20 protein-coding genes are annotated in these 19411 nt (G+C 62.3%); 13 read left to right on the top strand and 7 right to left on the bottom strand.

Translation table 11 applies throughout. The features are described 5' to 3' along the window. Nucleotides 1–19: 19 nt before the first annotated feature. Nucleotides 20–583: a DUF6436 domain-containing protein gene (locus ACI7M0_RS25440; RefSeq protein WP_129932854.1), complete on the bottom strand. Its 564-nt coding sequence runs from the start codon at nt 581–583 to the stop codon at nt 20–22. Between the two features lie 280 nt (nt 584–863). On the opposite strand from ACI7M0_RS25440, the gene ACI7M0_RS25435 reads away from it, so the two are divergent. Then, the gene (locus ACI7M0_RS25435) at nt 864–1790 is read left to right on the top strand and encodes an alpha/beta hydrolase (protein ID WP_129932855.1); all 927 of its coding nucleotides are present in this window, start codon (nt 864–866) and stop codon (nt 1788–1790) included. On the opposite strand, the gene ACI7M0_RS25430 is transcribed toward ACI7M0_RS25435, so the two are convergent. Further along, nucleotides 1791–2543 (bottom strand): DUF2059 domain-containing protein, encoded by a 753-nt coding sequence (locus ACI7M0_RS25430; protein ID WP_010955691.1) that lies wholly within the window; start codon nt 2541–2543, stop codon nt 1791–1793. A 113-nt stretch (nt 2544–2656) separates the two neighbouring features. Between ACI7M0_RS25430 and ACI7M0_RS25425 the strand changes: the two genes are divergently transcribed. Both ACI7M0_RS25425 and ACI7M0_RS25420 read left to right on the top strand, forming a co-directional pair. Continuing rightward, the gene (locus ACI7M0_RS25425) at nt 2657–3289 is read left to right on the top strand and encodes a 2OG-Fe(II) oxygenase (RefSeq protein WP_029380732.1); all 633 of its coding nucleotides are present in this window, start codon (nt 2657–2659) and stop codon (nt 3287–3289) included. Continuing rightward, complete coding sequence (locus tag ACI7M0_RS25420; RefSeq protein ID WP_129932856.1) at nt 3276–3779, top strand: DUF523 domain-containing protein; 504 nt, start codon at nt 3276–3278, stop codon at nt 3777–3779. Before ACI7M0_RS25425 ends, ACI7M0_RS25420 begins: the two co-directional genes overlap by 14 nt. Nucleotides 3780–4049: 270 nt before the next feature. On the opposite strand, the gene ACI7M0_RS25415 is transcribed toward ACI7M0_RS25420, so the two are convergent. After that, the gene (locus ACI7M0_RS25415) at nt 4050–4538 is read right to left on the bottom strand and encodes a transporter substrate-binding domain-containing protein (protein WP_129932858.1); all 489 of its coding nucleotides are present in this window, start codon (nt 4536–4538) and stop codon (nt 4050–4052) included. A gap of 222 nt (nt 4539–4760) precedes the next feature. On the opposite strand from ACI7M0_RS25415, the gene ACI7M0_RS25410 reads away from it, so the two are divergent. Continuing rightward, on the top strand, nt 4761–5237 hold the full coding sequence (locus tag ACI7M0_RS25410) for a DUF4399 domain-containing protein (RefSeq protein ID WP_010955687.1): 477 nt from the start codon (nt 4761–4763) through the stop codon (nt 5235–5237). Nucleotides 5238–5284: 47 nt separating this feature from the next. Here ACI7M0_RS25410 and serA read toward each other — a convergent pair whose 3' ends face one another. After that, nucleotides 5285–6514 (bottom strand): phosphoglycerate dehydrogenase, encoded by a 1230-nt coding sequence (gene serA, locus ACI7M0_RS25405; protein WP_020189953.1) that lies wholly within the window; start codon nt 6512–6514, stop codon nt 5285–5287. 171 nt (nt 6515–6685) lie between these two features. Here serA and ACI7M0_RS25400 point away from each other — a divergent pair, with 171 nt between their 5' ends. The 4 genes from ACI7M0_RS25400 (at nt 6686) to ACI7M0_RS25385 (ending at nt 10891) form a co-directional block, all read left to right on the top strand. Next, nucleotides 6686–8083 carry an FAD-binding oxidoreductase gene (locus ACI7M0_RS25400; protein ID WP_129932859.1) on the top strand — a complete coding sequence of 466 codons (1398 nt, stop codon included), beginning with the start codon at nt 6686–6688 and terminating at the stop codon, nt 8081–8083. A 26-nt stretch (nt 8084–8109) separates the two neighbouring features. Continuing rightward, on the top strand, nt 8110–8775 hold the full coding sequence (locus ACI7M0_RS25395; RefSeq protein WP_010955685.1) for a fumarylacetoacetate hydrolase family protein: 666 nt from the start codon (nt 8110–8112) through the stop codon (nt 8773–8775). Nucleotides 8776–8977: 202 nt separating this feature from the next. Beyond that, nucleotides 8978–9898, top strand: coding sequence for an SdiA-regulated domain-containing protein (locus ACI7M0_RS25390; protein WP_104962746.1), 921 nt, complete (start codon nt 8978–8980; stop codon nt 9896–9898). Between the two features lie 90 nt (nt 9899–9988). Then, complete coding sequence (locus tag ACI7M0_RS25385) at nt 9989–10891, top strand: SdiA-regulated domain-containing protein (RefSeq protein WP_104886931.1); 903 nt, start codon at nt 9989–9991, stop codon at nt 10889–10891. A 104-nt stretch (nt 10892–10995) separates the two neighbouring features. Here the strand turns inward: ACI7M0_RS25385 and rpiA are convergent, their stop codons facing one another. Next, entirely contained in the window at nt 10996–11670 is a 675-nt protein-coding gene (gene rpiA / locus ACI7M0_RS25380; protein WP_129932860.1) for a ribose-5-phosphate isomerase RpiA, read from the bottom strand. Between the two features lie 133 nt (nt 11671–11803). Between rpiA and ilvA the strand changes: the two genes are divergently transcribed. Continuing rightward, nucleotides 11804–13318, top strand: a complete 1515-nt coding sequence (gene ilvA, locus ACI7M0_RS25375) for a threonine ammonia-lyase, biosynthetic (RefSeq protein ID WP_012054019.1) — start codon at nt 11804–11806, stop codon at nt 13316–13318. Nucleotides 13319–13465: 147 nt separating this feature from the next. After that, nucleotides 13466–13891, top strand: a complete 426-nt coding sequence (locus tag ACI7M0_RS25370; RefSeq protein WP_012054018.1) for a DUF2269 domain-containing protein — start codon at nt 13466–13468, stop codon at nt 13889–13891. A 129-nt stretch (nt 13892–14020) separates the two neighbouring features. Here ACI7M0_RS25370 and ACI7M0_RS25365 read toward each other — a convergent pair whose 3' ends face one another. After that, entirely contained in the window at nt 14021–14677 is a 657-nt protein-coding gene (locus ACI7M0_RS25365) for an HAD family phosphatase (RefSeq protein WP_010955680.1), read from the bottom strand. 141 nt (nt 14678–14818) lie between these two features. Here ACI7M0_RS25365 and ACI7M0_RS25360 point away from each other — a divergent pair, with 141 nt between their 5' ends. Next, nucleotides 14819–15298, top strand: coding sequence for an RNA pyrophosphohydrolase (locus ACI7M0_RS25360; RefSeq protein WP_003249017.1), 480 nt, complete (start codon nt 14819–14821; stop codon nt 15296–15298). 22 nt (nt 15299–15320) lie between these two features. After that, the gene (gene ptsP, locus ACI7M0_RS25355) at nt 15321–17600 is read left to right on the top strand and encodes a phosphoenolpyruvate--protein phosphotransferase (RefSeq protein WP_003249020.1); all 2280 of its coding nucleotides are present in this window, start codon (nt 15321–15323) and stop codon (nt 17598–17600) included. 135 nt (nt 17601–17735) lie between these two features. Here ptsP and ACI7M0_RS25350 read toward each other — a convergent pair whose 3' ends face one another. Next, complete coding sequence (locus tag ACI7M0_RS25350; protein WP_129932861.1) at nt 17736–18482, bottom strand: NRDE family protein; 747 nt, start codon at nt 18480–18482, stop codon at nt 17736–17738. A gap of 130 nt (nt 18483–18612) precedes the next feature. Here ACI7M0_RS25350 and ACI7M0_RS25345 point away from each other — a divergent pair, with 130 nt between their 5' ends. Continuing rightward, nucleotides 18613–19395 (top strand): sulfite exporter TauE/SafE family protein, encoded by a 783-nt coding sequence (locus ACI7M0_RS25345; RefSeq protein ID WP_014861379.1) that lies wholly within the window; start codon nt 18613–18615, stop codon nt 19393–19395. The last annotated feature ends 16 nt before the right edge of the window (nt 19396–19411 follow it).

The following is a 19411-nucleotide window of genomic DNA, read 5'->3' as shown; positions in this document are numbered from 1 at the left end:
TCTATGGGGTACCCACTATCTACCAAGGGCAGTAGCACCCTATTGCCAAGGTATTGGTTGCCTGCACCGGCCGGCCTTCAAGCAAGGCCTTGATGATGGGCTCCACGAAACTGTTGCTGGCGTTGCACACCGCACCTTCGCTGTAGGGGCCGAAGTAGGCTAGGTTGCCTTGCCGGTCCCAGATGGCCACGGCCGGAGAGGCAGGCAGGTGCTCGCTGCCGGGCAGGTGGGTGATGGGTTGCAAGCTGCCGATATTGGCCGGCAGCTGGCCGTGGCTGCCGGGTTTTTGCTGCACATGGAAGGTAACGTCGTGGCCAGCGAACTGGCTGATAAGGTCGCCCAGGTGCTGTTGGTTGCCGACGTTGCATGGGCAGGCCGGGTCCCAGAAATGCACCACGCGGATCGGGCCAGCACCGGCCAACTCGGCAGGTAGCTGTAACTGGCTGCCGTCGAACAGCGTGGCCTGGTTGTCGAACGGGCGCAGGTAGCGGGCCTGAAAGGCGCTATAGGCCTGCCAGAGGATTACGGCGCCGACCAACAAGGCGATGACCGTGCACAGCGGTTTGATGATTCGGCTATTCATGAAGAGTCGGTGGCCCTTGTGGTAGCAACTGTCTTGCTCAATTTCTAAAAGCTGGCGCGATCCCTGTGGGAGCGGCCTTGCGTCGCGAAAGGGCCGCGCAGCGGCCCCAGGATCTCGGCATCATGCATAGATCGCTGGGGCCGCTTTGCGGCCCTTTCGCGACACAAGGCCGCTCCCACAATTAGTTCGATGCTGGTTGTTCGAGGTGAGCAAGCTTGCCATGGCGCCGGCCAGAGCTGAAGATTCCAGATCAATACTTGCATCAATGTGGATGTACCCGATGCCCCCTGCCTTTCACCCCGACCGCCTGCGCACCAGCCTGGCGCCGTTCACCACTCGCCAGCCACTGTCGGCACAAGCGCAGGACTACCAGCGCTTCTATGGCCTGGACCTGCCGGCACACAGCTGGCTGGGCGGCTTCCAGGCGGCGGGGTTCGATCTGGTCGGGCAGGCCTGGCTACCCGAGCAGCCAAGCGCGACGTTGTTCCTGCTGCACGGCTATTACGACCACATGGGCCTCTACCGGCATGTGATTGCGTGGGCACTCAAGCAAGGTTTTGCGGTGATCAGTTGCGACCTGCCCGGCCACGGCCTGTCCAGCGGCGAGCGGGCCAGCATCAATGACTTTGCGGTGTACCAGCAGGTGCTGGAGGCCTTGTTCGAACAGGCGCACACGCTGCAACTGCCGCACCCGTGGCACCTTTGTGGGCAGAGCACGGGGGGGGCGATTGCCGTGGACCATCTGCTGCACCAGGGCGCACGCAGCCCCGTCGATGGCCAGGTCATCCTGCTGGCCCCGTTGGTGCGGCCATGTTCCTGGCGCTGGTCGAAGTTCAGTTATTGCGTGCTGCGCCACTTCGTCAATGGCATCGAACGGCGCTTCAGCGAGAACACCAACGACCCGGCCTTCCTGCCGTTCCTTGAGGCCGACCCGCTGCAACCGCGTCGCCTGCCAACGGCCTGGGTGGGCGCACTGATCGCCTGGGTCAAACGCATCGAGGCCGCGCCGCGCAGTGCGCGTCGGCCATTGATCGTGCAGGGGGAGGCGGATGGCACGGTGGACTGGCCCCACAACCTCGAAGTGCTCAAGGCCAAGTTTGCCGAGCCGCAGATCCTGATGCTGCCCGAGGCCCGTCACCACCTGGCCAACGAGTTGCCGGGTATCCGCCAGCGCTACTTCGACTTCATCGACCAGCGCCTGGGCTGATCACTTCAGGTCGTTGGTGCTTTGGCCAACCGCCAGGCCGGCGCGTACAGCGGCCAGGGCCGCCTGGTAGTAAGCCTTGCCCTCGGGCGACTCGGCAAAGGTGGCGAACGCTTCCAGCTCGGCATCGGACAGGTCGCGGTAGACGTACAGCAGGGTGTTGTTCAGGTCTTCGCCAATCTGCCCCATCAACCGCTGGCGCTGGCCATCCAGCAGGCTCTGGGCCTGGCCGCCGCCGAACAGGCCGGGGATCATCGAGCTGAGGCTGTCGGCGGCTACACCGGCGATGGCAAGGCTGACTTCGGCGCCGGCTTCCCGCGCAGGCAGGGCTTGGGCCAGGTGGCCGATGATCAGCAGACGATCGTCGCTGGCCTGGATCTTGGGCAGGCCTTTGGCGTTCTTGGCCAGTTCGTCCTTGCGGGTGGCCTTGAGCTCGGCCGCCACCACTTTGCGCCCTAGCGGTGACTGGAAGAAGGCCAGGGCCGGTGCCGGGTCGGCCAGGGTGGCGCGCAGCTTTGCCTGGGCGCGACGGTCCACCGCCTGGGCCTGGAAGCGCTGGTTGCTGTTGTTGACCAGCGCCTGGTAAACGGCGGGTGGCAAACTGTTGCGGTAGCGCTCCTGGGCAGCGGTCAGGGCATCGTTGAAGTGGGCGCGCTGGTCGGGCCAGCCGGCAGCCTTGTACAGTTGATCCAGGTTGTCTGCCCAGACAGGCATGGTGCAGATCATCAGCAGAATCAGGGAAAACAGACGGCGCATTCAGGACTCCTGTCGGCAGGTGGCTATTGTCCTTGGCCCGGCGCCGGTTTGTCGAGATACCCGCGTGTTTCTCGGCCAAGTGGCGCTGTGCGGCGACAGGGCGAATGGATATGATGCGCGCCATGCACATATCCCCTGAACACCCGATGCTTGCGGCCGTCGTCGACGATCTGGCCACCCATGGCTGGTCCCAGCAGGCGCACTTTCTGCCTGCCGACCTGGTGCGCGCGCTGGCAGCCGAGTGCCGGCGCCGTGATGCCGAAGGCGAACTGAACCCCGCAGGGGTTGGGCGGGGTGCTACCCAGGAGGTGCGCGAAACCATTCGCGGTGACCAGATCCAGTGGATCGACCCGGGGCAGGCCGAGGCCTGCGACCAGTACCTGGCGGCGATGGATCAGTTGCGCCTGGCAATCAACCAAGGCCTTTTCCTGGGCCTGGAAGACTTTGAATGCCACTTTGCCCTGTACCCACCGGGGGCGTTCTATCGCCGGCACCTGGACCGCTTCCGCGACGATGACCGGCGCATGGTCTCGGCGGTGCTTTACCTCAATGAAGGTTGGCAATCGCATGACGGTGGCCAGTTGCGCATGTTCCTGGCCGACGGTGTCGAGCACGATGTCGAGCCAGTGGCCGGTTGCCTGGTGGTATTCCTGTCGGGCGAAGTGCCTCACGAAGTACTGCCGGCCGGGCGTGAGCGGCTGTCATTGACCGGCTGGTTCAGGCGGCGTGGCAATGACCCGTTCTGATAGGCCCAAGGTGCTGGTGAGCGCCTGCCTGTTGGGGCTGCCCGTTCGCTATGACGGCCGGGCCAGCGGCCATCCCGATTTGTTGCAGCAGTGGCAGGCCGAAGGGCGCGTGGTGCCGTTGTGCCCCGAGGTAGCAGGCGGCTTGCCGACACCGCGGCCGCCAGCGGAGATCCCGGGAGGGCAGGGCAGCGCAGTGCTCGAGGGTGACACACAGGTGCTGACAGTGACGGGTGAAGATGTCAGTGCCGCGTTTCTGGCCGGAGCGCAGTTGGCGCTGGAACTGGTGCGGCAGCATGGCATTCGTGTAGCGGTGCTGAAGTCTGGCAGCCCTTCGTGTGGCAACCGGTTGACCTATGATGGCACCTTCAGTGGTGTGAAAGTGGCGGGGGAAGGGGTAACCACGGCGCTACTGCGGCGGGCGGGAGTGCAGGTGTTCAGCGAGCTGGAGCTGGACCAGGCGCGGCGGGCTTTGGCTGATAGATCTGTTTGAACCTGTGCCGGCCCTTTCGCGGGTGAACCCGCTGATGGACACACATCGAGGGTTGGACCCAGGCCGCCGTGTAGGAGCGGGTTTACCCGCGAAAGGGCCAGGCCTGCTGGCCAATTTTCACCCGCCGTTCACCGTTGCCGCCGCTACCGTATTCGCGGGTAAACCCGCTCCTACACAGATTGGTGGTGGACACACGTCGAGGGTTGGATCCAGGCCGCCGTAGGATCGGGTTTACCCGCGAAGAGGCCGGCATAGGTTGCAAACAAGACCTCACTGCCCGCCTGCAGTCTCCTGCACACCCTTGAACCACTTCTGCTCAAGTTCGGCAGTCCGGCCACTGTCTTTCAAACGCTGCAACGCATTGTTTACAGCACTTTCAAAAGCCGGGTTGTCCTTCTGGAACGGGATCACCAGCTTCTTCTCGCCAATCGGCAGGCTTACATCGAGCGGGCCGTCGCCTGTGAGCGATTCACTCGACGGGGTGAATGTGATGTCGTACTTGCCACTCTCGACACCCGCCAGCACTTCGGTAGTCGGGGCTTCGACGAACTCGGCGCGCAAATCCAGTTCCTTGGCCAGGGCCTGGCCAAATTCGATGTCGAAACCTGTCAGGTGGTCGTCTTGCTTGAAGGCGTATGGCGAGTTCTCGGCCTGTACGGCAATGCGCAGTTCGCCCCGGTCGGCGATTTCGTCGATCAGCTCCGCCTGAGCCAATGGACTGATCAGTACTGCCAGCAGTACCCCTATGGTCGAACGCATGTATGCCCCTTTTCTTTTAGCAGTTTGAAATCGATCGCCACGGCTTTCTTCCTCGCCGTGATCGAGCGCAGCCTATGACCTTCAAGCCTCGGCATTGTTTAACCCTGACGGAAATATTTCTGTCAGGCAATGTGAACACCTTGGCGGTTATTTCAACTAAGGTGAACTACCGCCGCTTTTGGATGACAGCTGCGGTCAATAAGTGAACCACAGGAGAAGTGAATGAACAGCCTATTTTCGCGTGCTGCCGTTGCCGGTCTGCTGATGGGAGCGTCGGTGTTCGCCAGTGCCGCAGACGCCCTGAAGAGCCAGGAGCCGCCCAAGGAGGCGAAGGTCTTCATCGTTTCCCCCGCCGATGGTGCCACGGTCGACAAGACCTTCACCGTCAAGTTCGGTATCGAGGGTATGGGCCTCAAACCTGCGGGTGACCAAACCCCGCACACCGGGCACCACCATCTGCTGGTGGATGTAGACAAAGAGCCGGTGGCTGACATGCCGCTGCCGACCAGCCTGATGCCAGAGGCCGGCGTCGCACTGCCGAAGGGGCCGCAAGTGCTGCACTTCGGCAAGGCACAGACCGAAACCAGCATTACCCTGACCCCGGGCAAGCACACCCTGCAACTGATTCTGGGTGACCAGTATCATGTGCCGTTCAAGCCTAGCGTCGAGTCGAAGAAGATCACGGTTGAAGTGAAATAAAAAAAGGGAGGCCACCAGGGCCTCCCTTTTTCATACCGCCAGCGACCTTAGAACAGGACGCGCGAACGGATGGTGCCTTTGACCTGTTGCAGTTTTTCCTGCGCCAGGTCCGAGTACTCGGCGTCAACATCGATTACCACGTAACCGACTTTCTCGTTGGTCTGCAGGAACTGACCGGAGATGTTGATACCGTTCTCGGCGAAGACCTTGTTGATCTCGCTGAGCACGCCCGGGATGTTTTCGTGAATGTGCAGCAGACGGTGTTTGCCTGGGTGCGCTGGCAGGGCCACTTCCGGGAAGTTGACCGAGGACACCGAAGTACCGTTGTCGCTGTACTTGACCAGTTTCTCGGCCACTTCCAGGCCGATGTTGGCCTGGGCTTCGGCGGTGGAACCACCGATGTGCGGGGTCAGAATCACGTTGTCGAGGCCGCGCAGCGGGCTCTCGAACTCTTCGTCGTTGGAGCGTGGCTCGACCGGGAACACGTCGATGGCGGCGCCGATCAGGTGCTTGTCCTTGATGGCAGCGGCCAGGTGGTCCAGCTCGACCACAGTGCCACGGGCGGCGTTGATCAGGATCGCGCCCTTCTTCATCGAGCGGATTTCCTTCTCGCCGATCATCCACTGGGTGGATGGCAGCTCAGGCACGTGCAGCGAGACGATGTCGGCCAGGCTCAGCAGCTCGTTCAGGCTGGTGACCTGCACGGCGTTGCCCAGTGGCAGCTTGGTCAGCGGGTCGAAGAAGTACACCTGCATGCCCATGTTCTCAGCCAGTACCGAAAGCTGGGTACCAATCGAGCCGTAGCCGACGATGCCCAGTTTCTTGCCGCGGATTTCGAACGAGTTGGCCGCGCTCTTGATCCAGCCGCCACGGTGGCAGGAGGCGTTCTTCTCAGGGATGCCGCGCAGCAGCAGGATGGCTTCGGCCAGTACCAGCTCGGCGACCGAGCGGGTGTTGGAGTATGGCGCGTTGAACACGGCGATACCGCGTTCGCGGGCAGCTTCCAGGTCAACCTGGTTGGTACCGATGCAGAAGCAGCCAACAGCGACCAGTTTCTTGGCGCAGTCGAAGATCTCTTCGGTGAGCTGGGTACGCGAACGGATGCCGATGAAGTGGGCATCGGCGATCTTTTCCTTCAGCTCGGCTTCCGGCAACGAACCAGTGAGGTATTCGATGTTGGTGTAGCCGGCGGCCTTGAGGGTATCGACCGCGTTCTGGTGCACACCTTCAAGAAGAAGGAACCGGATCTTGCTCTTGTCGAGAGAAGTCTTGCTCATCTGCGTAAACCTGTATCCCGGAGATAAATTGGCGAGGGGTGATGCCAGGCGCGAGGGCAGCCTTAGCATGAACAGCGGGAGGGCTATGCTAGCATACGCGACACAATCTGAGCTTATCCCGACAGGTGAAGAGTGCTCAGGGTGACCATGAATAAGTCGAGAGTTCCAGCGATGACCCATCCCGCTGTTATTGAAGAACTGATGACCCTTGTCGACCCTGGCAAGGTCCTGACTGACCCGGTTTCCCTCGAAGCGTATGGCAAGGACTGGACCAAGCATTACCCGCCTGCGCCCAGCGCCATCGTCTTTCCCAAAACGATAGAACAGGTGCAAGCCATTGTGCACTGGGCCAATGCGCACAAGGTGGCGCTGGTGCCCTCTGGCGGGCGCACCGGGCTTTCTGCCGGCGCCGTGGCGGCCAATGGCGAGGTTGTCGTCGCCTTCGACTACATGAACCAGATCCTTGGCTTCAATGCTTTCGACCGTACTGTGGTTTGCCAGCCAGGGGTCGTCACCCGCCAGCTGCAAACCTACGCCGAAGAGCAAGGCCTTTATTACCCGGTGGACTTCGCTTCCAGCGGTTCCAGCCAGATTGGCGGCAATATCGGCACCAATGCCGGCGGGATCAAGGTGATTCGTTACGGGATGACCCGCAACTGGGTGGCCGGGCTGAAAGTGATCACCGGCAAGGGCGAGTTGCTGGAGCTGAACAAAGACCTGATCAAGAACGCCACCGGCTACGACCTGCGCCAGCTGTTCATTGGTGCCGAGGGTACGCTGGGCTTCGTGGTCGAGGCCACCATGCGCCTGGACCGCGCACCGCGCAACCTCACCGCCATGGTGCTGGGCACACCGGACTTCGACTCGATCATGCCGGTGCTGCACGCCTTCCAGGGCAAGCTGGACCTGACCGCTTTCGAGTTCTTCTCCGACAAGGGGCTGGCCAAGATCCTCGCCCGCGGCGATGTGCCTGCGCCCTTCGCGACGGATTGCCCGTTCTATGCGCTGCTGGAGTTCGAGGCCAGCACTGAAGACGTGGCCAACGAAGCATTGGCTACCTTCGAGCATTGCGTCGAGCAGGGTTGGGTGCTGGATGGGGTGATGAGCCAGAGCGAAACCCAGCTGAAAAACCTGTGGAAGCTGCGCGAGTACCTGTCGGAAACCATTTCGCACTGGACACCGTACAAGAACGACATTTCCGTCACCGTCTCGAAAGTGCCTGCGTTCCTGCGCGATATCGACGCCATCGTCTCTGAACATTATCCGGACTATGAAGTGGTGTGGTACGGCCATATTGGTGACGGCAACCTGCACCTGAACATCCTCAAGCCTGAGCATATGAGCAAGGACGACTTCTTCGCTTCGTGTGCCAAGGTCAACAAGTGGGTGTTCGAGATCGTCGAGCGTTACAACGGGTCGATTTCCGCCGAGCATGGCGTGGGCATGACCAAGCGCGACTACCTGGGCTACAGCCGTTCCCCCGAAGAAATCGCCTGCATGAAGGCAATAAAGGCCGTGTTCGACCCTAACGGCATCATGAATCCGGGTAAGATCTTCGCACCTGAATAAAAAGCAGTATCCAGAAGGAGTCGGCCATGAGTTACCAGCACCAGTACGTAGACGGTACGCGCATTCACTTCCCCCTGGGCAAGGTGGTGTGCATCGGCCGTAACTATGCCGAGCATGCCAAGGAACTGGACAACCCGATCCCCACCGAGCCGCTGCTGTTCATCAAGCCAGGCAGCTGCGTGGTGCCGGCCGAAGGTGGCTTCAAGATCCCGGCCGAGCGTGGGTCGGTGCACTATGAGGTTGAAATCGCCGTGCTGCTGGGCAAGCCGCTGTCGACCCACCCGAGCGAGGAAGAGGTGCTGGACGCCATTTCCGGTTACGCACCGGCGCTGGACCTGACCCTGCGCGACGTGCAGGCCAAACTGAAGGAAAAGGGCCTGCCCTGGGAGCTGGCCAAGTGCTTTGACGGCGCTTGCGTGCTGCCACCGTTCGTCTCGGCCGCCAGCTTCGAGGACGTGACAGACATCCCGGTGCGCCTGACCGTGAACGGCGAAGTACGCCAGGATGGTAACAGCGCGATGATGCTGAACCCGATCGTGCCGATGATTCAGTACATGGCAGCGCATTTCTCGCTACAAGCGGGGGATGTGATCCTCACCGGTACCCCGGCGGGCGTCGGGCCGTTCAATGTCGGTGACGAGCTGGTGCTGGAGCTGCCGGGTGTGAGCCGCTTCGAAAGCCGGGTGCTTTAACTCGAAACCGCGTCGCCTTCTTCGCGGGTAAACCCGCTCCTACAGGGAACGCGTCGCCTTCTTCGCGGGTAAACCCGCTCCTACAGGGATTGCAGCGCCTTGGGAGCGGGCAGGCCCGCGAAGAGGCCGGCCCTGTTTACCGATTTTTCACACCCAATCCGGATAATGCGCGCACCTACGCCCATTTTCCCAGGATCACCGCATGCCATCCTCCTCCAGCGCCCCGGCAACTCCCAAGCGTCGCTTCTACCTGCGCTGGCCCTTCGGCCTGGCCGTGGCGGCGGTGATTGGCTATGGCGTGGCCGTGGCCATGCACTGGGATGACCGCGGTGCACTGTGGGTAAAAGAAAGCTTCGAAAGCACCGCCGAGCGCAGCGAAAGCGTATGGCTGCCGGATTACCAGGTGGACATCGACGCCAAGCCGCTGCCGGGCATGGACGATGATGAAGCCTCGGATGTGGCCTTCAACCCGCAGACCCGCACGCTGTTCGCGGTCATGGGCAAGAACCCGTTCCTGGTCGAGCTGAGCCTGGAGGGCGATGTACTGCGCAAGATCCCGCTCAACGGCTGGAACAACCCCGAAGGCGTCGCGGTGCTGGAAGACGGCAACCTGGCCATCACCGACGAGCGCCTGCATGACCTGACCGTGGTCAAGGTGGACGCGCAGACCACTGCACTGAATCACGATGACTTCCCGAGCCACGACCTGGGCCCTTCGATCAAGAGCAACAAGGGCTTCGAGGCCATCGCCTGGGACCCGCTGCGCCAGCGCCTGATCATTGGCGAGGAGCGCCCGCCCAAGCTGTATACCTGGAACACCGATGGCCGCAGCCCGCTCAAGGGTGAGAAGCAGCCGTTGCCTAGCGATGAACTCGACTTGCGCAACCTGTCTGCGCTGGGTGTCGACCCGCGTACTGGCCACTTGCTGGTGCTTTCGGCCGACTCCAACATGCTGCTGGAGCTGGACGAGCAGGGCCAGCAAGTCAGCTTCATGACGCTGCTGGGCGGCTTCAACGGGCTTGAAGGCACCATTCCGCGGGCGGAAGGGGTGGCCATGGACGACAAGGGCACCTTGTACATGGTCAGCGAGCCGGCGCTTTTCTATCGATTCCAAAAAAACTGACAACATCATCAGATTTGCCTGACGCTTGCATTAAGCTTTGCTTCAGCCATTCATGATTAGATTCGCCATCCTTGTGTCGAGTCTGTCCCTATGCGTCGTTTTGTTCGCCTGTTCCTTGTTCTGGCTGCCCTTGGTCTGTTGCTGCTTGGCTGGGCCGGGCAGGAGTTTCGCCTGTTCGAGCGTGGCTGGTTCAATCTCAAGACCTGGTGGCAGCCTGTGGAGCGCAGCATTGGCCTGGATCGCTACCGGGTGGTGCTGGAGGCGCAACCGATCGAAGGGCTGGATGATGACATTTCGGCGCTGACCTACGACCCCGACCGCAAAACCCTCTTCACGGTCACCAACGCCCGTTCGGAGCTGATCGAGCTGTCGCTGGATGGCCGTATCCTGCGCCGTGTGCCGCTGACTGGCTTCGGCGACCCGGAGGCTGTGGAGTACGTTGGGCCAAACAGCTATGTGATCACCGACGAGCGTCAGCAACGGCTGATTCGCGTACGTCTGGAAGACGACACGATGTTTCTCGATGCCGGTGATGCCGAACAGCTGACGTTGGGTATTGGCCTCAATGGCAACAAAGGCTTCGAGGGCCTGGCGTACGATTCGGCGGGCAAGCGCCTGTTCGTGGCGAAGGAGCGTGACCCGATGCTGATCTATGAGGTGCATGGCTTCCCTCATGACAATCCGGAAAAGCCCTACGCCGTGCATGTGGTGCAGGACCGCAAGCGCGATTCACGGTTGTTTGTGCGGGACTTGTCGAGCTTGCAGTTCGATGAACGCAGCGGGCATTTGCTGGCGTTGTCGGACGAGTCTCGGTTGGTGCTGGAGCTGGATGTACAGGGCCAGCCGCTGAGTACCTTGTCGTTGCGCAAGGGCTTCCAGGGGTTGCAGGCGACGGTGCCGCAGGCTGAGGGGATTGCGATGGATGAAGCGGGGACCATTTACCTGGTCAGTGAGCCGAACCTGTTCTATGTGTTCAAGCAGCCGGCTGACTGATCGCCTGTCAGGGCCTGTTCGTGGGTAAACCCGCTCCTACAGGGATCGCCACGGTTCCAGGCCTGTGGGGTACCTTGTAGGAGCGGGTTTACCCGCGAAGGGTTTTACTCGGCCTTCAGGCTCTTCACGCCTTCAGCGGTACCCAGCAGCAGCAGATCCGCCGGCCGCGCCGCGAACAGGCCGTTGGTCACCACGCCGACGATGGCGTTGATCTGCGCTTCCAGCTCCACCGGGTTGGTGATCTGCAGGTTGTACACATCCAGGATCACGTTGCCGTTGTCGGTGACCACGCCTTCACGGTACACCGGGTCGCCACCCAGCTTCACCAGCTGACGCGCCACGTGACTGCGGGCCATGGGGATCACTTCGACCGGCAGCGGGAAGGCCCCCAGTACTGGCACCAGCTTGCTGCCGTCGGCGATGCAGATGAAGGTCTTGGCCACGGCCGCGACGATCTTTTCGCGGGTCAGGGCTGCGCCGCCGCCCTTGATCAGGTGCAGGTGTGCGTCGCTCTCGTCAGCACCGTCCACGTAGAACTCAAGCTCGCTGACGCTGTTCAGTTCGTAGACCGGGATGCCATAGCCCTTCAGGCGCTGGGCAGTGGCTTCGGAGCTGGCGACTGCGCCGTCGAACGCGGTCTTGTGCTGAGCCAGGGCATCGATGAAGAAGTTGGCGGTCGAACCGGTACCGACGCCTACGACGCTCTTTTCATCCAGCTTGGGCAGAATGAAGTCGACAGCGGCCTGGGCGACGGCCTGTTTGAGTTGGTCCTGGGTCATGCGGGCTCCGGAAGGGGCAGGGCGGTTTCAAAGTTGCCTAGTATAACGGCTCGCACGGCTTTGCTGTGGTCGCCCGACGTAGCGCTGGGGTAGACTCCCAGCCCTCGTCCCGCGGCCCAGTGATGCTTTCCCGATGCTTGAACAGTACGTCAAGAAGATCCTCACCTCGCGCGTCTATGACGTTGCCGTCGAAACCCCGTTGCAGAGCGCCGGGCAGCTGAGTAAGCGCCTGGGCAACCAGATTCTGCTCAAGCGCGAAGACCTGCAGCCAGTATTCTCGTTCAAGATCCGCGGCGCCTATAACAAACTGGCCCAGCTGAGCCCGGAAGAACTGGCCCGTGGCGTGGTCACCGCCTCGGCCGGCAACCACGCCCAAGGCCTGGCCCTGGCCGCGCGCGAAATGGGCATCAAGGCTACCATCGTGATGCCCAAGACTACTCCGGAGATCAAGGTCGAAGGCGTGCGCTCGCGCGGTGGCAAGGTGGTGCTGCATGGCGATTCGTTCCCTGAAGCGCTGGCCTACTCGCTGAAACTGGTCGATGAAAAGGGCTTCGTCTACGTTCACCCTTACGACGATCCGCACACCATCGCCGGGCAGGGCACCGTCGCCATGGAAATCCTGCGCCAACACCCTGGCCGGCTGGATGCGATCTTCGTGCCGGTGGGCGGTGGCGGCCTGATCGCTGGCATTGCTGCCTACGTGAAGTACCTGCGTCCGGAAATCAAGGTAATCGGTGTCGAGCCGGACGATTCCAATTGCCTGCAGGCGGCCATGGCTGCCGGTGAGCGTGTGGTGCTGCCGCAGGTCGGGCTGTTCGCCGATGGCGTGGCGGTGGCGCAGATTGGCCAGCACACCTTCGATATCTGCCGCCACCATGTGGACGAAGTCGTCACTGTCAGTACCGATGAAATCTGCGCAGCAATCAAGGATATCTACGACGATACCCGCTCGATCACCGAGCCTGCTGGCGCGCTGGGTGTGGCGGGCATCAAGAAGTACGTCGAGCTATACGGCGTCAGCGGCCAGACCCTGGTGGCCATCGACTCCGGTGCCAACGTCAATTTCGATCGCCTGCGCCATGTGGCCGAACGTGCCGAGCTGGGTGAAAAGCGCGAGGCGATCATCGCCGTGACCATCCCTGAGCGCCCGGGTAGCTTCAAGGCCTTCTGCGAGGCTATCGGCAAGCGTCAGATCACCGAGTTCAACTACCGCAAGCACACCTCTGACGAAGCGCATATCTTCGTTGGGGTGCAGACCCACCCGGAAAACGACCCGCGCGCGGCGCTGGTGCAGCAACTGACCGAGCAGGGCTTCCCGGTTACCGATCTGACCGACAACGAACTGGCCAAGCTGCATATTCGTCATATGGTCGGCGGCCACTCGGCCGGTGCCAGCGACGAAATGGTGCTGCGCTTCGAATTCCCCGAGCGGCCGGGGGCGCTGTTCAACTTCCTCAACAAGCTGGGCGGGCGCTGGAACATCTCGATGTTCCACTACCGCAACCATGGCGCGGCTGACGGGCGCGTGGTGGCGGGGCTGCAGGTGCCGGAGGACGAACGTCACCTGGTGCCGGCAGCGCTGGCCAAGATCGGTTACCCGTACTGGGACGAGACCGAAAACCCGGCCTACAAACTGTTCCTGGGCTGAGCGGCTAAGCTAGGGCTGATGGCCCTTTCGCGGGCTTGCCCGCTCCCACAGGTACTGCGCAGGCCTAAAGGCCTGAGATACCTTGGCAGGAGCGGGTAAGCCCGCGAAGAAGCTACCGCAAAATGCCAGTTTAAGGACGACCGAGACATGGAACACCTGACCACGCTCAAGACCCTGCACATCATCGCCACCGCGCTGCTGCTTCTGGGCGCCCTGGGCCTGGCGATCTGGACCTGGCGCGCCCGCCGTCAGGGCGATGCCGAAGCCTACGCCAAGCTGCTGCGCCGGCCGTTGGTGTTTGTCTGGCTGGTGATGGGGCTGTGCCTGGTGAGCATGCCGTTCACCGGCTGGTGGCTGGTACATCTGGTGGGCTGGCCACTGGGGCAGACTTGGGTGTTGGCATCCAGTGTCATCTATACCTTTGGTGCGTTTGCCGTGTGGTGGCTACTGGTGCGGCTGAACCGGCTGCGCAAGGCCGAGGTAGTGGGGTTGCGGTTTACCTTGGCGCTGGCGGTGTTCAGTGGGGTTTGCTTCCTGTCCATTGCCGGGCTGATGGGGGCCAAGCCGGTCTGACAGCCTTGTGCTGTTTGTGCCGGCCTCTTCGCGGGTGAACCCGCTCCTACAGGTACAGCGCAGCCCTCAAGGCCTGTGGTGATTCCTGTGGGAGCGGGCGTGCCCGCGAAAAGGCCGGCACGCGAAACCTCAATCCCGTAGCGAGATCACCGGCCACCCACGCTTATCCGCCTCGGCCCGCAGGTCCGGGGCCGGGTCCACTGCTACTGCATGCGTCACCCGCTGCAACAACGGCAGGTCATTCATCGAGTCGCTATAGAAGTAGCTGTCCTCAAGATCAAAGCCGTTCTCCAGCATCCAGCGCTCCAGCCGCGTCACTTTGCCTTCACGGAAACACGGTATATCGGTACTACGCCCGGTATAGCGGCCGTCGCGTACCTCGCATTCGGTTGCCAGCAACACCCGCACCCCCAGGCGCCGGGCGATCGGTGCGGTGACGAAGCGGTTGGTAGCGGTGATGATCACCAGCTGGTCGCCCGCCTCGCGGTGCTGCTGCAGCAAGGCCAGGGCCTTGGGCAGGACGATGGGCTCGATGCAGTCGCGCATGAAGTCGCGGTGCCACTCGTCGAGCCGGGCCATGGGTGTTGCCGCCAGGATCTCCATGGAAAAGGCCAGGTAGGCCTGCAGGTCCAGGGTGCCATTGAGGTAATCCTGGTAGAAGCTGTCGTTGCGTTGCTTGTAGGCGACCGGGTCGAGAATGCCGCGCTCGCAAAGATAGTCACCCCAGGCATGGTCGCTGTCGCCACCGAGGAGGGTATTGTCCAGGTCGAATAAAGCCAGGCGCATCGCGGTCACTCGCATCAGCCACAGGGTAGGCCCGCAGAATACGGAGTTTTCACGCAGCTGCACATAAGCTTGGCGGGCGCGTTGCTGCGCTCGCAAGCTTTGTGGAACAATGCGTTGACATGCGTTTGCGAGGTTGCTGCCGTGATCGACCCGGATGGTTTTCGCCCCAATGTCGGGATCATTCTCACGAATGATGCCGGGCAGGTGCTATGGGCTCGACGGATCAACCAGGATGCCTGGCAATTCCCCCAGGGTGGTATCAACCCTGACGAGACGCCGGAAGACGCCCTGTACCGCGAGCTGAACGAAGAAGTTGGCCTTGAACGCGACGATGTAGAAATTCTTGCCTGCACCCGTGGCTGGTTGCGTTATCGTTTACCCCAGCGATTGGTACGTACCCACAGCCAGCCGCTGTGCATCGGCCAGAAGCAGAAGTGGTTCCTGCTGCGCCTGGTGAGCAACGAACAACGGGTGCGGATGGACCTGACCGGCAAGCCGGAATTCGACGGCTGGCGCTGGGTGAGCTATTGGTATCCGCTGGGCCAGGTTGTGACATTCAAGCGCGAGGTGTACCGGCGCGCCCTGAAAGAGCTAGCACCGCGTCTGTTGACGCGCGACTGACGACGGAGTTCGACCCCGAGCCATGCTCAATACGCTGCGCAAGATCGTCCAGGAAGTAAACTCCGCCAAAGATCTCAAGTCGGCGTTGGGGATCATTGTCTTGCGCGTCAAGGAAGCCATGGGCAGCCAGGTCTGCTCGGTCTACCTGCTCGACCCGGAAACCAACCGCTTCGTGCTGATGGCTACCGAAGGCCTGAACAAGCGCTCCATCGGCAAGGTCAGCATGGCCCCCAACGAAGGCCTGGTTGGCCTGGTCGGTACCCGGGAAGAGCCGCTGAACCTGGAAAACGCCGCCGACCACCCGCGTTATCGCTACTTTGCCGAAACCGGCGAAGAGAAATTCGCCTCCTTCCTGGGTGCGCCGATCATTCACCACCGCCGTGTGGTCGGGGTACTGGTCATCCAGCAAAAGGAGCGCCGTCAGTTCGACGAGGGCGAGGAAGCCTTCCTGGTCACCATGAGCGCCCAGCTTGCCGGGGTTATCGCCCACGCCGAGGCTACCGGCTCGATCCGTGGCCTGGGCCGTCAGGGCAAAGGTATTCAGGAAGCGCGCTTCGTGGGTGTGCCGGGTTCGCCTGGTGCCGCGGTGGGGCGTGCGGTGGTGATGTTGCCGCCGGCCGACCTGGAAGTGGTCCCGGACAAGACAGTCGATGACATCGACGCCGAACTCAAGCTGTTCCAGAACGCCCTGGAAGGTGTGCGCGACGACATGCGCAAGCTTTCGGCCAAACTGGCCACCCAGCTGCGCCCGGAAGAGCGTGCGCTGTTCGACGTCTATCTGATGATGCTTGAAGACGCAGCCCTGGGCGGTGAGGTGACCGAGGTCATCAAGACCGGCCAATGGGCCCAGGGCGCCCTGCGCCAGGTGGTTGGTGAGCACGTCAATCGCTTCGAGTTGATGGACGACGACTACCTGCGTGAGCGTGCCTCCGACGTCAAGGACCTGGGGCGCCGCCTTTTGGCCTACCTGCAGGAAGCGCGCTCGCAGTCGTTGGTGTATGCCGACAACACCATCCTGGTCAGTGAGGAACTGACACCGGCCATGCTCGGTGAAGTGCCGGAAGGCAAGCTGGTCGGCCTGGTCTCGGTACTCGGCTCGGGCAACTCCCACGTCGCCATCCTCGCGCGGGCCATGGGCATCCCCACGGTGATGGGCCTGGTCGACCTGCCATACTCCAAGGTCGACGGTATTGAACTGATCGTCGACGGCTACAAGGGCGAGGTGTTCACCAACCCCAGCGAAGTGCTGCGCAAGCAGTACAGCGAAGTGGTCGAGGAGGAACGCCAGCTGGCCCAAGGGCTGGATGCACTGCGCGAACTTCCGTGCGTCACCCCCGACGGCCATCGCATGCCCCTGTGGGTCAACACCGGCCTGCTCGCTGACGTGGCCCGTGCCCAGCAGCGCGGTGCCGAAGGGGTAGGCCTGTACCGCACTGAAGTGCCGTTCATGATCAACCAGCGCTTCCCCAGTGAGAAAGAGCAGCTGGCCATCTACCGTGAGCAACTGGCGGCCTTCCACCCGCTGCCGGTGACCATGCGTACCCTCGACATCGGTGGCGACAAGGCACTGTCGTACTTCCCCATCAAGGAAGAAAACCCGTTCCTCGGCTGGCGCGGCATCCGCGTCACCCTCGACCACCCCGAAATCTTCCTGGTACAGACCCGCGCCATGCTCAAGGCCAGCGAGGGCCTGAACAACCTGCGCATCCTGCTGCCGATGATTTCCGGCATTCACGAGCTGGAAGAGGCGCTGCACCTGATCCACCGCGCCTGGGGTGAAGTGCGTGACGAAGGTACCGATGTACCGATGCCGCCAGTGGGTGTGATGGTGGAAATTCCAGCGGCGGTGTACCAGACCAAGGAGCTGGCGCGGCAGGTGGACTTCCTGTCGGTAGGCTCCAACGACCTGACCCAGTACCTGCTGGCGGTGGACCGCAACAACCCGCGGGTCGCCGACCTTTACGATTACCTGCACCCGGCGGTACTGCAAGCGCTGAACACGGTGGTGCGCGACGCCCATGGCGAAGGCAAGCCGGTGAGCATCTGCGGCGAGATGGCCGGTGACCCGGCGGCGGCGGTCCTGTTGATGGCCATGGGCTTCGACAGCCTGTCGATGAACGCCACCAACCTGCCGAAGGTGAAGTGGATGCTGCGCCAGATCAATATGGGCAAGGCCAAGGAACTGCTGGCCGAGGCCTTGAGCCATGACAACCCGCAGGTTATCCACAGCTCGCTGCAACTGGCCCTGAAGAACCTTGGGTTGGCGCGGATGATTGGGCCTGGGGCTAATAAAACCCTGTGAGGGTGATGCGGCCTGTGCCGGCCTCTTCGCGGGTGAACCCGCTCCTACAACGGCCTGCGCCCACCAATGTGTACACCCGATCAGCGTAGGAGCGGGTTTACCCGCGAAGAGGCCCGAACAGACAACATCAAATACTCAGACCAATAACTCAATTTCCCCCAAATGCCCGCCAAAAGGCCCGAAACTGCGCTCAACCAGCCGCCTTTGCCCCTGGTCATCCACAATGAGCACTGTGCTCGCCCGGGTCCCGTAATTCTGGCTGGCGATGAAGACGCTCGACAGCAACTTCTCGGTCGCCAACCCCACGCCTGTCTCGGGTAGGTCTCCATCAGCCGCGGGCTCGTTATCCGCGAGTAAAGCCAGCAGCCTGTGCGGCTCCGGCGTGTCCAGCAGGTTTTCCAGCCCGTCACGTGCCTTCACCAGCTTCGGCCACGGTGTATCCAGCCCGGCGTTCGAAAGCCCGTAAACCCCAGCCTTCAGCAGGCGCGGCGTGGCCTCACGGGCATGCAGATAGCCCAGTCGCTGCCCATCACCCACCAGCAGGTTGAACCCCGAGTACTGCCCGCTACGGCTGGCCACCTGGTCCAGGTAAGCCTCGACCCCTAGCTCGCCCTGCAGAAACGCCGCCACCAGCTCACCCCGCGAGCGAGGCCCCGGCGCCTGGCCCGGGTCGCGGATGTTGGTCAGCGCGGCAAAGCGCCCCTGTGGGCCTACGCCCAGCCAGGTACCGCCTGCCTCCAGGTCGCGCCCGGCATGCACCCCAGGTGCATCCTCCCAGGCCGCCAGGGGCTGAGTGGGGCGGGCATAGAATTCGTCGCGGTTGGCCGCCACGATCAGCGGCAGGGCGTGCCCCGGCCGCCAGGCAAATACGATCAGGCACATAGGTTGGGCCTCTGTGTTTTTTGGTCACTGTACCCACAGCAACGATGCGGATCCATCCTGACACAGAGTTCACTAGAGCCCCGAGCCCGGCTTCCGTTACCATGCCGGATTGATTTCTAGGGGACGCCGAATGGAATTCGTGCTCTATCTGTTGTTGGGCGCCTGTGCCGGTGTGCTGGCCGGGCTGTTCGGCGTGGGCGGCGGCATCATCATCGTGCCGGTGCTGGTGTTCAGCTTTACCCTGCAGGGTTTCGACGCTTCGGTGCTGACCCACCTGGCCGTCGGCACGTCACTGGCCACCATCGTCTTCACCTCGATCAACGCCGTGCGGGAGCATCACCGCAAGCGCGCGGTGCAATGGCCGATCTTCATCTGGATGACCGTCGGCATCCTCCTGGGGGCCGGTGTCGGTGCCAAGACCGCTTCCCTGATCCAGGGCCCACTGCTGCAGAAGATCATCGGTGTGTTCGCCCTGGTCATCGCCGCCCAGATGGCCCTTGACCTCAAACCCAAGGCCAGCCGTGGCGTCCCCGGTAAACCTGGGCTGATCGGTGCAGGTGGCGTGATTGGCTGGGCCTCGGCCATTTTCGGCATTGGCGGTGGTTCGCTGACGGTGCCGTTCCTCACCTGGCGTAGCCTGCCCATGCAGCAGGCAGTGGCCACGTCATCGGCCTGTGGCCTGCCGATTGCTGTGGCCAGTGCCCTGAGCTTCATGCTGCTGGGTTGGCACGAGGAGCACCTGCCGCCCCACAGCCTGGGTTACGTGTACCTGCCGGCGCTGGTCGGCATTGCCGTGACCAGCATGTTCTTCGCCCGCTTCGGCGCGCGCCTGGCGCACAAGCTGTCGCCCCGTTTGTTGAAACGCCTGTTCGCAGCCCTGCTGTTCTGTGTCGGCCTCAGCTTTTTGATTTGAATCGAGAGGAAGTTCC

Origin of the sequence: Pseudomonas sp. 10(2024) (genome assembly GCF_045164175.1) — a bacterium.
Lineage (GTDB): Bacteria > Pseudomonadota > Gammaproteobacteria > Pseudomonadales > Pseudomonadaceae > Aquipseudomonas > Aquipseudomonas alloputida.
This window is presented reverse-complemented; position numbering and strand designations above follow the sequence as displayed.

Excerpts from the sequence above, each read along its gene's own strand:
- ACI7M0_RS25420 (WP_129932856.1), top strand. The coding sequence starts at position 3,276 with ATGACCCGTTCTGATAGGCCCAAGGTGCTGGTGAGCGCCTGCCTGTTG.
- ACI7M0_RS25430 (WP_010955691.1), bottom strand. The coding sequence starts at position 2,543 with ATGCGCCGTCTGTTTTCCCTGATTCTGCTGATGATCTGCACCATGCCT.
- ACI7M0_RS25365 (WP_010955680.1), bottom strand. The coding sequence starts at position 14,677 with ATGCGCCTGGCTTTATTCGACCTGGACAATACCCTCCTCGGTGGCGAC.
- ilvA (WP_012054019.1), top strand. The coding sequence starts at position 11,804 with ATGCTTGAACAGTACGTCAAGAAGATCCTCACCTCGCGCGTCTATGAC.
- serA (WP_020189953.1), bottom strand. The coding sequence starts at position 6,514 with ATGAGCAAGACTTCTCTCGACAAGAGCAAGATCCGGTTCCTTCTTCTT.
- ACI7M0_RS25345 (WP_014861379.1), top strand. The coding sequence starts at position 18,613 with ATGGAATTCGTGCTCTATCTGTTGTTGGGCGCCTGTGCCGGTGTGCTG.
- ptsP (WP_003249020.1), top strand. The coding sequence starts at position 15,321 with ATGCTCAATACGCTGCGCAAGATCGTCCAGGAAGTAAACTCCGCCAAA.
- ACI7M0_RS25440 (WP_129932854.1), bottom strand. The coding sequence starts at position 583 with ATGAATAGCCGAATCATCAAACCGCTGTGCACGGTCATCGCCTTGTTG.
- ACI7M0_RS25390 (WP_104962746.1), top strand. The coding sequence starts at position 8,978 with ATGCCATCCTCCTCCAGCGCCCCGGCAACTCCCAAGCGTCGCTTCTAC.
- ACI7M0_RS25400 (WP_129932859.1), top strand. The coding sequence starts at position 6,686 with ATGACCCATCCCGCTGTTATTGAAGAACTGATGACCCTTGTCGACCCT.
- ACI7M0_RS25415 (WP_129932858.1), bottom strand. The coding sequence starts at position 4,538 with ATGCGTTCGACCATAGGGGTACTGCTGGCAGTACTGATCAGTCCATTG.
- ACI7M0_RS25410 (WP_010955687.1), top strand. The coding sequence starts at position 4,761 with ATGAACAGCCTATTTTCGCGTGCTGCCGTTGCCGGTCTGCTGATGGGA.
- rpiA (WP_129932860.1), bottom strand. The coding sequence starts at position 11,670 with ATGACCCAGGACCAACTCAAACAGGCCGTCGCCCAGGCCGCTGTCGAC.
- ACI7M0_RS25350 (WP_129932861.1), bottom strand. The coding sequence starts at position 18,482 with ATGTGCCTGATCGTATTTGCCTGGCGGCCGGGGCACGCCCTGCCGCTG.
- ACI7M0_RS25370 (WP_012054018.1), top strand. The coding sequence starts at position 13,466 with ATGGAACACCTGACCACGCTCAAGACCCTGCACATCATCGCCACCGCG.
- ACI7M0_RS25435 (WP_129932855.1), top strand. The coding sequence starts at position 864 with ATGCCCCCTGCCTTTCACCCCGACCGCCTGCGCACCAGCCTGGCGCCG.
- ACI7M0_RS25385 (WP_104886931.1), top strand. The coding sequence starts at position 9,989 with ATGCGTCGTTTTGTTCGCCTGTTCCTTGTTCTGGCTGCCCTTGGTCTG.
- ACI7M0_RS25395 (WP_010955685.1), top strand. The coding sequence starts at position 8,110 with ATGAGTTACCAGCACCAGTACGTAGACGGTACGCGCATTCACTTCCCC.
- ACI7M0_RS25425 (WP_029380732.1), top strand. The coding sequence starts at position 2,657 with ATGCGCGCCATGCACATATCCCCTGAACACCCGATGCTTGCGGCCGTC.